At 75.6% G+C, this 13,488-nt stretch carries 14 protein-coding genes and 2 tRNA genes; 11 read left to right on the forward strand and 5 right to left on the reverse strand.

From position 1 onward, the window contains the following. Nucleotides 1-11 precede the first annotated feature (11 nt). Nucleotides 12-656 carry an SACE_7040 family transcriptional regulator gene (locus ACWIX6_RS17465; protein ID WP_448613701.1) on the forward strand — a complete coding sequence of 215 codons (645 nt, stop codon included), beginning with the start codon at nucleotides 12-14 and terminating at the stop codon, nucleotides 654-656. Here the strand turns inward: ACWIX6_RS17465 and ACWIX6_RS17470 are convergent. Further along, a complete protein-coding gene (locus tag ACWIX6_RS17470) occupies nucleotides 653-1,519 on the reverse strand; it encodes a LysR family transcriptional regulator (RefSeq protein WP_448613702.1) in 867 nt (288 codons plus the stop codon). The two genes, ACWIX6_RS17465 and ACWIX6_RS17470, sit on opposite strands and share 4 nt — an antisense overlap. Nucleotides 1,520-1,622: 103 nt before the next feature. On the opposite strand from ACWIX6_RS17470, the gene ACWIX6_RS17475 reads away from it, so the two are divergent. Continuing rightward, nucleotides 1,623-2,603, forward strand: coding sequence for an NAD(P)H-dependent flavin oxidoreductase (locus ACWIX6_RS17475; RefSeq protein ID WP_448613703.1), 981 nt, complete (start codon nucleotides 1,623-1,625; stop codon nucleotides 2,601-2,603). Between the two features lie 10 nt (nucleotides 2,604-2,613). Here the strand turns inward: ACWIX6_RS17475 and ACWIX6_RS17480 are convergent, their stop codons facing one another. Both ACWIX6_RS17480 and ACWIX6_RS17485 read right to left on the reverse strand, forming a co-directional pair. Next, nucleotides 2,614-3,552 carry a pentapeptide repeat-containing protein gene (locus tag ACWIX6_RS17480; RefSeq protein ID WP_448613704.1) on the reverse strand — a complete coding sequence of 313 codons (939 nt, stop codon included), beginning with the start codon at nucleotides 3,550-3,552 and terminating at the stop codon, nucleotides 2,614-2,616. After that, a complete protein-coding gene (locus tag ACWIX6_RS17485) occupies nucleotides 3,545-5,443 on the reverse strand; it encodes a hypothetical protein (protein WP_448613705.1) in 1,899 nt (632 codons plus the stop codon). Before ACWIX6_RS17485 ends, ACWIX6_RS17480 begins: the two co-directional genes overlap by 8 nt. 217 nt (nucleotides 5,444-5,660) lie before the next feature. Between ACWIX6_RS17485 and orn the strand changes: the two genes are divergently transcribed. From orn to ACWIX6_RS17500, 3 genes are all read left to right on the forward strand, one after another. Continuing rightward, nucleotides 5,661-6,353 (forward strand): oligoribonuclease, encoded by a 693-nt coding sequence (gene orn, locus ACWIX6_RS17490; protein WP_448613706.1) that lies wholly within the window; start codon nucleotides 5,661-5,663, stop codon nucleotides 6,351-6,353. Between the two features lie 107 nt (nucleotides 6,354-6,460). Continuing rightward, nucleotides 6,461-6,533: transfer RNA gene (locus ACWIX6_RS17495), tRNA-His, on the forward strand. Nucleotides 6,534-6,632: 99 nt separating this feature from the next. Then, nucleotides 6,633-7,019: a VOC family protein gene (locus tag ACWIX6_RS17500; RefSeq protein WP_448617008.1), complete on the forward strand. Its 387-nt coding sequence runs from the start codon at nucleotides 6,633-6,635 to the stop codon at nucleotides 7,017-7,019. A gap of 22 nt (nucleotides 7,020-7,041) precedes the next feature. On the opposite strand, the gene ACWIX6_RS17505 is transcribed toward ACWIX6_RS17500, so the two are convergent. Together ACWIX6_RS17505 and ACWIX6_RS17510 are read right to left on the reverse strand one after the other, a co-directional pair. Continuing rightward, nucleotides 7,042-7,776 carry an ANTAR domain-containing protein gene (locus ACWIX6_RS17505; protein WP_448613707.1) on the reverse strand — a complete coding sequence of 245 codons (735 nt, stop codon included), beginning with the start codon at nucleotides 7,774-7,776 and terminating at the stop codon, nucleotides 7,042-7,044. A 203-nt stretch (nucleotides 7,777-7,979) separates the two neighbouring features. After that, nucleotides 7,980-9,200, reverse strand: coding sequence for a L,D-transpeptidase (locus ACWIX6_RS17510; protein WP_448613708.1), 1,221 nt, complete (start codon nucleotides 9,198-9,200; stop codon nucleotides 7,980-7,982). A gap of 191 nt (nucleotides 9,201-9,391) precedes the next feature. Between ACWIX6_RS17510 and ACWIX6_RS17515 the strand changes: the two genes are divergently transcribed. The 6 genes from ACWIX6_RS17515 (at nucleotide 9,392) to ACWIX6_RS17540 (ending at nucleotide 13,472) form a co-directional block, all read left to right on the forward strand. Then, nucleotides 9,392-9,467, forward strand: a tRNA-Lys gene (locus ACWIX6_RS17515). 95 nt (nucleotides 9,468-9,562) lie between these two features. Further along, entirely contained in the window at nucleotides 9,563-10,057 is a 495-nt protein-coding gene (locus ACWIX6_RS17520; RefSeq protein ID WP_448613709.1) for a hypothetical protein, read from the forward strand. A 77-nt stretch (nucleotides 10,058-10,134) separates the two neighbouring features. Next, complete coding sequence (locus ACWIX6_RS17525) at nucleotides 10,135-10,800, forward strand: DUF305 domain-containing protein (RefSeq protein ID WP_448613710.1); 666 nt, start codon at nucleotides 10,135-10,137, stop codon at nucleotides 10,798-10,800. A gap of 126 nt (nucleotides 10,801-10,926) precedes the next feature. Beyond that, nucleotides 10,927-11,658 carry a GAF and ANTAR domain-containing protein gene (locus ACWIX6_RS17530; RefSeq protein ID WP_448613711.1) on the forward strand — a complete coding sequence of 244 codons (732 nt, stop codon included), beginning with the start codon at nucleotides 10,927-10,929 and terminating at the stop codon, nucleotides 11,656-11,658. A 201-nt stretch (nucleotides 11,659-11,859) separates the two neighbouring features. Further along, nucleotides 11,860-12,597, forward strand: coding sequence for a GAF and ANTAR domain-containing protein (locus ACWIX6_RS17535; protein WP_448613712.1), 738 nt, complete (start codon nucleotides 11,860-11,862; stop codon nucleotides 12,595-12,597). Between the two features lie 83 nt (nucleotides 12,598-12,680). Further along, entirely contained in the window at nucleotides 12,681-13,472 is a 792-nt protein-coding gene (locus ACWIX6_RS17540; protein ID WP_448613713.1) for an enoyl-CoA hydratase/isomerase family protein, read from the forward strand. Nucleotides 13,473-13,488: the final 16 nt, after the last annotated feature.

A 13,488-nucleotide genomic window follows, 5' to 3' on the forward strand; every position in this document is an offset into this window, starting at 1 on the left:
ACCTCCGGGTCGTGACGACCCCGCCGGACAGTGCGCTGCACACCGACGTGGAGCGCCCGTCCCGCCGCGAGCAGATCCTCCGCGCGGCCGCGCAGCTGTTCGCCGAGCGGGGCTCCCGCGCCGTGGGGGTCGACGACGTGGGCGCCGCGGTGGGGGTCACCGGCCCGGCGATCTACCGGCACTTCGCCAGCAAGGACGCGATGCTGGCCGAGATGCTGGTGCGGATCAGCGAGCGGCTGCTGGCCGGCGGCACCGCCCAGGTCGCCGCGGCCGGCACCGACCCGGCCGACCAGCTGCGCGCCCTGATCGCCTTCCAGGTCGACTTCGCGCTGGACAACCCGGCGCTGATCACCGTCCAGGACCGCGACCTCGGGGCGCTGAGCGACGCCGACGCCCGGCGGGTGCGGCAGCTGCAGCGGCGCTACGTCGAGGAGTGGGTCGCGGTGCTGTCCCGGTTGGACCCGGCCGCGTCGACGGCGAGTTGCCGGGCGCGGGCGCACGCGGTCTTCGGGCTGATCAACTCCACGCCGCACAGCGCCGGTCGGCTGGCCCGCCCGGCGATGGCCGCGCTGCTCGCCGGGATGGCCGAGGGCGCGGCCCGTGCCGCCCCGGTCGTCGACGCCGTCCCCGTGGCCGCCGCCGTCCCGGTCGACTAGGGCGGGTCCAGGGGCTGCGCGCGGGCTGCGCTCGCAGCGAAGTCGACGAACCGGCGCACCAGCGCACCGCTCGTGCGTGGCCGGTGGGCGAGGCGGACGGCGACGGGTGGAGCGCCGGTCAGCGGCACGAACACGACGCCGGGGTGGGTGCCGGCGCGAGCGGCGGAGCGGGGCACGGCACCGACGCCGCGGCCGGCGGCGACCAGCTGCAGCCACTCGTCGTAGTTGCCGCAGGTCACCACCCGGGCAGGGCGGTGACCTGCCGGCCAGGAGTCCGGTCGCGTGGTGCCGTTGACGGTGTTGACCACCACCGGCTCCTCGGTCAGCTCCAGCCAGTCGACGACGTCCCGCTCCGCCAGCGGGGAGCGGGTGCTGACCGCCGCGACGCGGTCCTCGTCGAACAACGGCGTCTGCACCGTCCCGGGCGCGGCGAGCCCGGTCCGGGTGATGGCACAGTCCAGGTCGCCGGCCTGCAGGGCGGCGGCGAGGTCGTCGCGGCGCAGCAGGGTGACCGTCGCCCCGGTGGCCCGCTCGAACGCGGAGACCGTCTCGGTGGCCCAGGGGTCGGGCAGCACCCATTGGAACCCGAGCCGGAGGTCCTGCCGACCGCGAGCAGCCAGGACCGCCCGGTCGAGGTCGGCGAGGACGGCCCGGGCGCGGTCGAGGAACTCCTCGCCCACGTCGGTGAGCTGGACCGATCGGGACGTCCGTTCCAGCAGCCGGACCCCCAGTGCGGTCTCCAACTGCTGGACGGTGCGGGTGAGGGCCGGCTGGCCGATCAGCAGCTCCCGGCCGGCGGCGGTGAAGGAGCGGTGTGTCGCGACCGCGGCGAAGGCACGCAGATGGCGCACCTCCACGTCCATGCCCGGGGAGCATAGTTCCGCGGGCACCGGCATTTCCGGTCGCCGCGCTCCCTGCCTAGCGTCGTGGTCGGCCCGCCGCGGGGCCCCCGACCGAGGAGACGCGATGACCCTGCACACCCGTTTCACCGAGCGCTTCGGGGTCGAGCACCCCATCGTCTCCGCACCGATGGACGTCGTCTCCACCGCCGAGCTGGCCACCGCCGTCAGCCGGGCCGGGGGCCTGGGGCTCATCGGCGGCGGCTACGGCGACCGGGACTGGCTGGAGCGCGAACTCACGGCAGCCGCCGGCACCAGGGTCGGATGCGGCTTCATCACCTGGAACATCGACGCCGGCATCGTCGACCTGGCGCTGTCGTACCAGCCTGCGGCGGTCTTCCTGTCCTTCGGGGACGTGAGCCCCTACGTCGAGCGCATCCACCGGGCCGGCGTCCCGCTGATCTGCCAGGTGCACGACCTGGCCGGCGTGCAGGAGGCGCTGCGGGCCGGCGCGGACGCGATCTGCGTGCAGGGTGGCGAGGCCGGCGGCCACGGGAAGGGCACCCGGTCGACCTTCACGCTCGTGCCCGAGGCCGCCGACCTGATCGCCGGACAGCGGCCCGAGGTGCTGCTGCTGGCCGCCGGCGGCGTCGCGGACGGCCGCGGTGTCGCGGCGGCGCTGGCACTCGGCGCGGACGCGGTCCTGGCCGGCACCCGCTTCTGGGCGACGCGTCAGGCAGCCGTCTCCCGGGCCGCCCACGAGCGGGCCCTCACCACCTCCGGCGACGCCACCCGACGCACCTCCGTCTACGACGTCGTCCGCGGCAAGGACTGGCCTCCCGTCTACACCGGTCGTGTCCTGGCCAACGACTTCGTGGCCCGCTGGCACGGCCACGAGACCGACCTGGTCCAGGACCTCGACGCCGCCCGCGGGGAGTTCACGCGCGCCGTCGAGGCCGGCGACCTCGACTCCGCCAACATGATCGTCGGCGAGGCGGTCGGACAGGTGCACGCGATCGAGGACGCCGGCGACGTCGTGCGGACCATGGCGGCGCAGGCGGAGGACGTCCTGGCCGGCGCCGGGCGGCAGCGACACCACACCGCCTGACCGCCGGGGCTCAGGACGGGCCCTGGTCCGATCCGGTGGCCCGGCCCCTCCTGGTGCGGTCCTGGCGCCGCCGGCGGGCCGGGCGGGACGGAGCCGGCGCCCCGGCCGGCCAGTGCGCGGGCCGGGCGAGCTCCGCCGGGACGACGGTCGTGCCGTCGCCCCCCGCCGCCTCCAGCTGCGGCTGGGTGAGGAAGAGGCTCCCGCCGAGGTCGGCGCCGCGCACGTCCGCCGCCCGGAGGTCGGCCCCGAGGAGGTCGGTCCGGTGCAGGTCGGCTCCCCGGAGGTCCGCGCCGATCAGGTAGGCGCCGCGCAGGCTCGCGCCACGCAGGTCCGCGCCGCGGAGCGCCGCACCGACCAGGTCGGCCCCCCGGTGGTCGACCCGGGCCTGGGGCAGGCCGGCGCGCAGGTGCTCGCTGACCCGCTGCAGCAGACCGCCGACGACCTGCCGGTGCGTGGGGACGTCGAGGGCAGCCAGCTCACCGGGGGCGCCGTCCGCCATCCGGCGGGTGCCTGCCATGGCCTCCCGCAGCCCGCCGGCCAGCTCGGCCGGCAGGTCGGCGGCGGACGCCGCGGTGAGGTGCCACAACAGCTCGTGCAGCTGGCGCATCACGCCGAACGCGGCGGACATCGCCTCGGCCGTCGCGGGGTCGTCGCGCCAGCTGCGGGCACCGCCGAAGGTGCCCTGGGTGACCTGCTGGCCCGCGCCGAAGCAGTCGAAGACGGTGCAGCCGGGGAACCCGCGGTCGCGCAGGTCGGCGTGGATGCCGCACCGGTCGTCGCCCTGCAGGTGGCGGCACGGCTGCCCGGCCGGCTTGTCGACGGCGAAGTCCGCCGAGGCCGCGAAGGCCGGCGCGACGCAGCACAGCCCCACGCACCGCGAGCAGTCGGCCCGGAGGTGGGCCCGGCCGCCGGTCGGCGGGGAGCCGGCGGGCCAGGGCAGGTCAGTCAACGGGGCGGGTGGGCACCGTCGCCGACGGCAGCGCCAGCGCGGTGCCGGCCAGCCCGTCCAGGACGGCGGCGTTGCCCCGTGCGGCGCCGTCGGCCCACGCCGTCTCGACGATGGTGACCGTGACCCCGTCCAGCGCGCTGTCGTACTGGGCGCCGGAGAGCCGCTCGGGGGCGCCGTCGACCCGCACCCCCTCGCGCAGCAGGTCGCTGACGTTGCCGCTGCCGTCGGTGTCGGCCAGCTGCTGCAGCGCCCGGGCGCTCGCCTCGTCCGGCATCACCACGCGGGCCAGCGAGACCACCGTCCAGCCGCCCTCGACCTGGGCCGACCACAGCGCGCGGGACAGCCCCACGCAGTCGGCACGGTCGAAGTAGCCCGCCACGCTGCCGTAGGCGTGGCCGCGGCAGGTCCCGTCCACCTGGCCGGTCCGCAGCGTGAACGTCACGCCGTCCACCACCTCGGTGTCGCCGGGGGTCGGGTCGTCGGACCGGCTCGGGGCGGCCGGGCTGCCGGTCGCCGCCGCGGTCGGGGTGCTGCCGCTCCCCGGGTCCGGGTCCCGGAGCAGCAGGAAGCCGCCGATGCCGGCCAGGACGACGACCAACAGCGCCGCGGCGACCAGCAGCGCCCGTGGGCGGCGGCCAGGGGCGGCGACGGGCCCGGCGGCGTCGCCGGAGGGCGGGAGGTGCCCGCTGCCGGTGTCGCCGAACAGGTCGCCCAGGCCGCCGCTCCCGTCCGGCGCCGTCCGCGGGCCGGCGACCGCGGCCGGCGCCTCCGCAGCGCCGGGGCCGGCCGACAGCGTGACGGTGTCCCGGGCCGGAGCGGCCGGCAGGGAGGCCGTCGCGTTGCCGGGCGGGGACCCCGCGGGCAGGAAGGCGGTGGAGCCGCCGCCGGCGGCGGGGGGCGCCGGTGCCGGGGCGGTCACGGTGACGGTGGAGGTGGCAGATGCCGTGGCCGGACCCGCCCCGGCCACCGGGGCCCGCCCGGGTCCGCCGTCGGGCCGCTCGGCCGCAGGCGCCGGGGACCCGGCGGCCTCCTGCGCCTGCACTGCGGCGGCGGCCACCCGGCCGGCGGCCGCCGGGTCCACCAACGGCCCGTCGGCCCCGGCGCGGCGCGCCACCGGCGAGGTCGAGGTCGCGGTGGCCGGGGTGGCGGTCGGGCCGGCCGGCCCGTCGGAGGACCACGACATGGCCGCACCCCGGGCCGACGGCAGCGACATCGGCACGAGCAGCTCCCGGCGGCGCAGGACGTACGGCGAGTACGGGAACCCCTCGCCGTTGAGCTCCTCGACCGACGGGGTGCGGCCGGCGACGCCGAGCGCCTCGATGCCCGAGCGCACGTCGGCCGTCGTCCACAGCCGGGGGTTGTCCGTGCCCGCGTACCGGCTGGCCCGGGCGACCCCCAGCAGCAGCGACCGGGGCTCCAGCAGGGCCACCTGGTCGCCGTCCCCGAGGTCGCCGTCGGCGGGGAGGAGCCCGGTGACGTCCCCGGTGAGCACGGTCAGCCGGGCGATCCGGCCGGGTTCCAGCCCGGCCTTGCGCAGCCGGACGGCGGCGTCCATCCCGGCCCGCATCAGCCCCTCGAGCGGGGTGGACCCGCCGCCGGCGAGCTGCAGCACGTCCCCGGGCCCGGCGCCCGGGCCGATCGTCCAGGCGCCGTCCGGCAGCGCGGTGACCACGCCCGACTGCCGCACCACCTCGACCACCCGGACCACGGCGATGCCCTCGGGCACGAAGAGGACGGCGTCGGCCTGCCGGCGCTGCACGGGCCCGTCGACGACCGGGAGCGAGGCGACCACCGCCCCGCGGACCGCCCCGCCGGTGTCCCAGCCGGCCAGCTCGGCGAAGAACGCGCGTTCGGCGTCCGTCTCCAGCGGCGTCGGCGTGAGGATCAGCACGGGGACTCCAGGGGACGGGTTCGCGGCGGGGGCACGGGCTGGCGACGTCGACAGGGGCGGCCACCGGAGCCCGGCTCCGGAGAGCGTGGCACGGCCGGTGGCGGTCGCCCCGACGTTACGTCATCGGGGCGCGCGCCCCGGCTCACGACGCGGCGAGCCGCCGGCCGGCCGGGTGTCGCCCCACGGCCGGGCCGGACGGTGCGTAGGGTCGCAGACCGTGGCCGACAGCGCAGCGAACAACCTGGTCTGGATCGACTGCGAGATGACCGGGCTGGACATCACGCGCGACAAGCTGATCGAGGTGGCCGTGGTGGTCACCGACTCACAGCTCAACGTCCTCGACCCGGGGCTGGACGTCATCATCCACGCCGACGACGAGGACCTCGCCGCGATGGGCGACGTCGTCACCGAGATGCACGCCACCTCCGGCCTCACCGAGGCGGTGCGCGCGTCCACCGTCACCCTGGCGCAGGCCGAGGACCTCGTCCTGGACTACGTGAAGCGGTTCGTGCCCGAGCGGCGCACGGCCCCGCTGTGCGGCAACTCCATCGGCACCGACCGCGGCTTCCTGGCGCGGGACATGCCGGTCCTCGACGACCACCTGCACTACCGCATGATCGACGTCTCGTCGATCAAGGAGCTGGCCCGCCGCTGGTTCCCGCGGGTGTACTTCGCCCAGCCGTCCAAGGGCCTGGCGCACCGGGCGCTGGCCGACATCCTGGAGTCGATCCGCGAGCTCGCGTACTACCGGCAGACACTGTTCGTGCCCGAGCCTGGACCCAGCAGCGACCAGGCCCAGGCGGCGTCCGGCGACGTGGTGACCGCCTTCGCCCCCCTGCTGGCCGCCGGTGCCGCCGACGCCGACCCGCCCGCCGCACCCGGACCGGCCGCGGCCTCGGCGGGGCACTGACCGGCCCCCGACCCCGGCCCCCGACCCCGGCCTCCCCGGCACGTCCGGGCCCTCCGGTATCGTTGTGCCGTCGCCGGGCGGCTCTCGCCAGCCGCCCGGCGCTCACGGTGGGTGTAGCTCAGCTGGTAGAGCGCCAGGTTGTGATCCTGGATGTCGCGGGTTCAAGTCCCGTCACTCACCCCGCTCGAGGCCCTGGCCGGTCCGCCGGCCAGGGCCTCCGTCGTCTCCCGCACGGACGTGCGGCACAGCGCCCGCGCGCGGCAGGATGAGCGCGTGGACATGAAGCTCGAGCTGGTGCCCGTCCCGGTGGCCGACGTCGACCGGGCGAAGGCCTTCTACACCGAGCAGCTCGGCTTCGTCGCCGACGTCGACGTCCGGCCCGCGCCCGGGGTCCGGGTGGTCCAGCTGACCCCGCCGGGCTCGGCGTGCTCCATCGGGATCGGCACCGGCCTGCCGGCGTACGACGCGACGCCGGGCATGATCCGGGCCCTGCACCTGGTGGTGCCCGACATCGAGCGGGCGCGCGCGGAGCTGGTGGGCCGCGGCGTCGAGGTCGGACCGCTGGAGGACGTCGGCGGCGGGGTCCGGTACGCCTCGCTCAGCGACCCGGACGGCAACACACTGACGCTGCAGGAGATGTCCTGGCGCACCGGGGACCGGTTCTAGCGGTGCCCTGACCGGGCGGGCGTCAGGGCACCGAGGGCCGGGCGTCGACCTCCCCGGTGCGGACCACGCGCTCGGCGATCTCGCGCACCTTGACGTTGGTCTCCATCGAGAGCGTGGCCATCGTCTGGAACGCCTGGTCGGCCGAGAGCTTGTAGCGCTCCATCAGGATGCCCTTGGCCTGGTCGATGACCGCCCGTGACTGCAGCGCGGTCTGCAGGTGCTCACCGTGCCGGACCGCGTCCTGGTAGGCGTGCATGTTCGCCACCGCGACGGCGGCGTACCCCGCGAACCGCTGGCTCCGGTCCCGGGCGTCGCCGTCGAACGCCCCGGCCCGCCGCGCGTACACGTTGAGCGCGCCGCGCAGGTCCTCGTCCATCGGCAGCGGCACCGACAGGGAGCTGAGGCACCCCTTGTCCACCGCGACGGACAGGTAACCGGGCCAGCGGCCGTCGGTGCGGGTGTCGGAGACCTCCACCAGCCGACCGGTCCTCGCCGCGTCGAGACAGGGCCCGTCGCCCTGCTGGTACTGCCGCTCGTCGAGGTCCAGAGCCAGCCGGCCGGCGAAGACCGGCGTCTCCGGGCGGTCGCCGGAGAGCACGCTGACCGAGGCCGAGCTGGCGCCCGGCAGCACCTCGGTGGCCAGCTGGCAGACCAGTTGGAGCACCGACTCCATCGTGTGCTCGGCCAGCGCGATGCGGCCCAGTTGCTCGAACGCACCGGGGACGTCCATGGGGACGGGCGCATCGGGGGCGGACATCTCGTACTCCGGTCTGCGTGACCGAGCAGGCAATGCCCCGGCGTCTGCATGGTCGAGGAGGTCCCGCGGTGACGGGACCCCCGACCGTGCACGCCGCGTCCTGACGTGAGGGTCGACGCCCGCGAGGGCGCACGTCCAACCTACTCGCACACCGGGCCGGGAAGAGCGCCACGCCCCCGGTGTCCGGCCTCACCCCGGCGAGGTCAGGACAGCGCGCTGCCCGCCGTCCACTCGTCCCACGGGACGGCCCAGTCGTAGATGTCCCCGTCCACCGACGACAGCGTCGGGCCGATCGAGTTCACCACCTCGACCACGTCCCCTGGCTGGGCGAACCCGAAGAACCACGCCGCCCGGTCGGTGGAGAGGTTGATGCAGCCGTGCGAGACGTTGTCGTTGCCCTGGGCCCCCACCGACCACGGGGCCGCGTGCACGAACTCCCCGTTGTTGGAGATCCGCACCGCGTACTCGACGTCGGTGCGGTACCCGCCGGGAGCGTCCACGGCCAGGCCGAAGGTGCTGGAGTCCATGGTGATGTCGCGGTGGGACTCCAGGACGACGTGCGGGCCGTTCCGGGTCGGGTTCTCCGAGCTCCCCGCGCTCATCGGGAAGGTCTGCACGACCTGGTCGCCGTCCCGGACGGTCAGCGTGTGGGCCCCCGCGTCGGCGACGGAGACGTGCCGGTCGCCCACGCGGAAGGAGACCGTCCGGTCCTTCTCCCCCCAGGTGCCCCCGCCGAGGTCGACGCCGTACAGGTCGGCCTCGAGCGTGACGTCGGTCTGCGCGGGCCAGTACTGGGAGGGCCGGAAGTGCACCTCGCTGTCGCTGATCCAGTTCCACACGCCGTCGGTGGGCGTGGAGCTGGTCACCGTCAGCCGCCGCTCCACGGCGGCCTTGTCGGCGACCGGGTCGTCGAAGAACACCCGGATCGGCATGCCCACGCCCACCGTCGTCCCGTCCAGCGGGCCCACCGAGGGGGTGGACTGCCTGGCGGGTGTGACGGTGCCGAAGGTGCTCGTCCCGGTGACCTCCTCGTCGTCGCCGCCCACCGCCGTCGCGGTGACGGTGTAGCTGGCCCCGTACCCGAGCGGGGCGTCCGGCGTCCACAGCTGGACGTCGGGGTCCTCGGGTGAGGCGGCGACGCTGCCGGGCACCTCGGCCCCCGCCTGGTCGGCCACGGTCACCTCGGACAGCTCGCCGTCCTGGACGGTGAGCTCGACCGGGGTCACCGGCGACAGGTCGGTGCTGCCGTCGGCCGGGGCGAGCGACAGCTCGACCGGAGCCGCCGGGGCGGTCGTGCCCGCGGGGGCGTCATCCTGCTCGGCCGACCGCCCGGACTCGGAGGACCCGCTGCACCCGGCGAGCAGGACCAGCAGGCCCGCGACGAGCACGGCGGCGACCCGCCGCGCCTGCGTCCACTGCGACACCACCGGAGCCCACCCCTCGTCCTGGCACGCGACCCACCCGACGTGGCCCCGTGCACCCGCCGACCAGTGTGCACGCCGGCACCGACGAACCGGCCGGTACGAGGCGCCGCGCGGCATGACGAAGGCCACCCCGGCCTGCGCCGGCCGGGCGGCGGGTGCCGTGTAGAGTCGACCACCGTCGCCCGCGACACGCGCCATTAGCTCAATTGGCAGAGCAGCTGACTCTTAATCAGCGGGTTCGGGGTTCGAGTCCCTGATGGCGCACCAGAACCGACCAGCGGTCCCTCCCTCCCGGGCGGGGCCGCTTCGTCGTCCCGGGCCCGGCCACCGCCCAGTACCCCATGGGGGTACCGTCGGACGACGTGACAACCAGGGAGGGGCCCGGGCACCCGTCCACGTCGGCCTCCCGCGCCGGGACGCCGGTCCGCGTGCTCGTCGTGCTGGCCCTGCTGGTCGGCCTGTTCGGCATGCACGGCCTCGGCGCCGACCACTCCGTCGCAGCTCCCGGCGCGCACGGGGAGGTCCTCGCCGGACCGGTGAGCCCGGCCGGACACCCCGCTCCGGCACGTCACGCGGCCCCGGCAGCTGACGCACAGGTCGCGGTGCTCGGGCACGCCGCCCCGTCGTCCCACCACGGACCGGCCGACGGCCACCCGACGGACACGGCCCAGACCTGCGTGGCCGTCCTGGCCGGTGCGGCGCTGCTCGCCCTCCTCCTGCCCGGCGTGGTCCGCGCGCTCCCACTCGCCCGGCCGGCCCTGCACCGGTCCGCCCTGCGCACCCGCGTCCCGCCGCTGCCGGCGCTCCGACCGTCCGACCTCAGCGTCCTCTGCGTCCTCTGCGTCCTGCGGACCTAGGCCGACCGCCCCGCCTCCCGGCACGCCCGGGGGCACCCGCGATCGACCCCGTCCGCACCCGCCCAGAGGAGATCCCGATGTCCACGCACCGTCTCACCGCGGCCCTGACCGGCCTCGCCACCACCCTCGTCCTGACCGCCTGCGGCAGCGCCGACAGCACCACCGCCCCGTCGGCCGGCGCGGGCAGCAACTCGCCGTCCACGTCGTCCGCCGCGTCGTCCGCCGCCCGTGACGACGCGGACGTCACCTTCGCCCGGTCCATGATCGTCCACCACCAGCAGGCTCTCGAGATGGCGGAGATGGCCGCCACCCGCGCCGGCAGCGACGAGGTCCGGGACCTCGCCGACCGGATCGCCGTCGCCCAGGCGCCGGAGATCGACACCATGGCCGGGTGGCTGGAGGAGTGGCAGGCCGAGCCGTCGGACGGCGGCCACGGCGGCCACGACGGCCACGACGGCAACGACGGCAACGACGGCAACGACGGCAACGACGGCAACGACATGGGCGGGATGCCCGGGAACATGTCCGACGAGGACGTGCAGCGGCTCGGCGGCCTGTCCGGGGCCGAGTTCGACCGCGAGTTCCTCACCCTGATGGTGGCCCACCACGAGGGGGCGGTCGAGATGGCCGAGACCGAGCAGGCCGAGGGGTCCGACCCCGACGCCCTCGCCCTGGCCGAGCAGGTCGTCAGCGACCAGACCGCCGAGATCGCCGAGATGCGAGAACTGCTGCAGGGCCGCTGACCGCCCGCCGGGTCGGCGACCGGACCGGCGGGCGACCGGGCGGCCCCGTCATCCCCGGACGGGGCCGCCCGTCCTCCCCGGACGGACATGCCCCACGCGGCTTGGCCCGGCCGTTACGTTGGTGCCATGGGTGACCACGAGGACGAAGGCACCAACGGCGTGTCGGGCCTCGGCGACGCGATGGGCCGGGTGGCTCGGCAACTGCAGGAGGAACACGGCAACGTCGAGGAGACGCTCAAGGCGATCACCGCCTCCGCCGTCCGGACGGTCCCCAACGCCGAGGAGTGCGGCATCAGCTACGTCATCGGCCGGCGGAAGGTCCAGCCCCGGGCGTCCACCAGCGAGCTGCCGAGGGCCGTCGACGACCTGCAGGGACGCATCGGTCAGGGTCCGTGCCTGGACGCCGTCTGGGAGCAGCCGGTCGTCCGGGTCGACGACGTGGCCGCCGACGAGCGCTGGCCGCGGTTCGCGAAGGAGGCCCCGGAGCTCGGCGTGCGGAGCATGCTCTGCTTCCGGCTCTTCGTCGAGCAGGACCGGCTCGGAGCGCTGAACCTCTACTCCCGCGAGCCGCACGCCTTCGACGAGGAGGCCGAGGAGATCGGCCAGCTGTTCGCCAGTCACGCCGCCGTTGCGCTGGCCGGTGCCGAGCACGAGGAGCAGCTGCGGACCGGGATGAGCCACCGGGACGTCATCGGCCAGGCCAAGGGCATCCTGATGGAGCGGCACAAGATCACCGCGGACCAGGCCTTCGGCGTCCTGGCCCGCGTCTCCCAGGAGATGAACCGCCGGCTGCTGGACATCGCCGTCGAGATGACCGGCACCGGCTCCCTGCCGGAGGAGGTCCGGCCGCACCGCTGAGCGCGCGGCCGACGGCCCTCCGGCGCTCCGGTCCGCCGGACGGGCCGGACGGTATGCTCGGGTGGATCGCGCACCACACAGCCGGCGCGCCGCGGGGGTCCTGCCCCGCCGTCGGTCGAGTCCCGGACGACCGTGGACTCATCGCCTCCACTCGCGCCGGATCCTGGGTGTCCGGTGCCGGCCGATCCCGGAGTACGACGCGTGACCTCCCCTGAGGACCAGCACCTCGACGGGGCCTCGGTGCCCCTGGCGCTGGCCGAGCTCGGCGCCCTGCCGTTCCCCGACCACTCCCTGGACTCCCTGCTGCACCGGGTCGCCGGGCTGACCGTGCGCCTGCTGCCCGGGGACGTCGCCGCCTCGGTGACCGTGGTGTCCAAGGGGCGACCCACCACCCTGGTCGCCACCGACGACCTGGCTCTGGACCTCGACCAGGTGCAGTACCGCCTCGGCGCCGGACCGTGCCTGCAGGCCGCCGTCACCGGTGAGCTGGTCCAGGTCCCGGAACTGTCCAGCGAGGACCGCTGGGCCGAGTTCGCCGTCCAGGCCGCGGGCCGCGGCTGCCGGGCCATGGTGTCCGCCCCGTTCCCGCCGACGACCGGAGCGCCGAGGGTGACCGGCGGGGTGAACCTCTACGTCCGCTCGGCCCAGGAGTGGGACGAGCAGGCCCGGCGGCGGGCCGCCCGTTTCCTGGAGCAGGCCGCCGTCCCGGTGATGAACCGGTACCTGCTGGAGAGCGCCGTGGCCCGGGTCGACCACCTGGAGACCGCGATGACCTCGCGCGCGGCCATCGAGCAGGCCAAGGGCATCCTCATGGAGCGGCTGAAGTTCTCCCCCGAGCAGGCGTTCGAGGCGCTGGCGCGCTCCTCCATGACCACCAACACCAAGCTGCGCGACGTGGCCGAACAGGTGGTCCGCACCGGGGAGTTCCACGTCGGCTGAGCCCGCGCACGCCGGCAGCCCTCGGGCCGAGGCTCGGCGGTCGAGACCACGGCCGCTGAGCCGCCTGCGGCAGGATCGACGCCATGACGGCGCAACGATCCGGGTCCGGCCTGCTCACCGAGACCCGCGGCCACGTCCGGCTGCTCACCCTCGACCGGCCCGAGCGCCGCAACGCCCTGTCCACCGGCCTGCAGGCCGACCTGGTCGAGGAGCTGCTGGCCTGCTCCGAGGACCGGGACGTGCGCGCCGTCGTGCTCAGCGGCAACGGCCCGGCCTTCTGCGCTGGCTTCGACCTCAAGGAGATCCGCGAGGCCGACCAGCGGGGTGAGCGCTTCCGCCCGCCGATGGACCGCCCCGGCCGCAACGTGTTCGAGGTGCTCACCGAGACCTACGTGCCGGTTGTCGCCGCGCTCACCGGGCACGCCGTCGCCGGCGGCTTCGAGCTCGCGCTCGCCTGCGACCTGCGGATCGCCGCTCCCGGGATCCAGCTCGGCCTGCCCGAGGCCCGGATCGGCATGGGCGCCAACTTCGGGTCGGTGGTCCTCCCCCGCCGGCTGCCGACGGGGATCGCCCTGGAGATGCTGTTCACCGGGGAGCCGATCACCAGCGAGGACGCCGAGCGCTGGGGACTCGTGAACCGGGTCGTGCCGGCGGACGACGTCCTGCCCGCTGCCCTCGCCCTGGCCGAGAAGATCGCCGCCAACGCCCCGATCTCGGTCCGGCGGATGAAGGAGACCGCGGTCAAGGGGCTGGACCTGCCCCTGGCCGCCGCCCTCCGGCTGGACGTGGGACCCAACCCCTACCTGAGCGAGGACCGCCAGGAGGGCATCGCCGCGCGCCTGGAGAAGCGCCCGCCCCGGTGGACCGGCCGCTGACGGCAGGAGCGCCGGT

It is taken from the genome of Modestobacter sp. URMC 112, assembly GCF_053502575.1.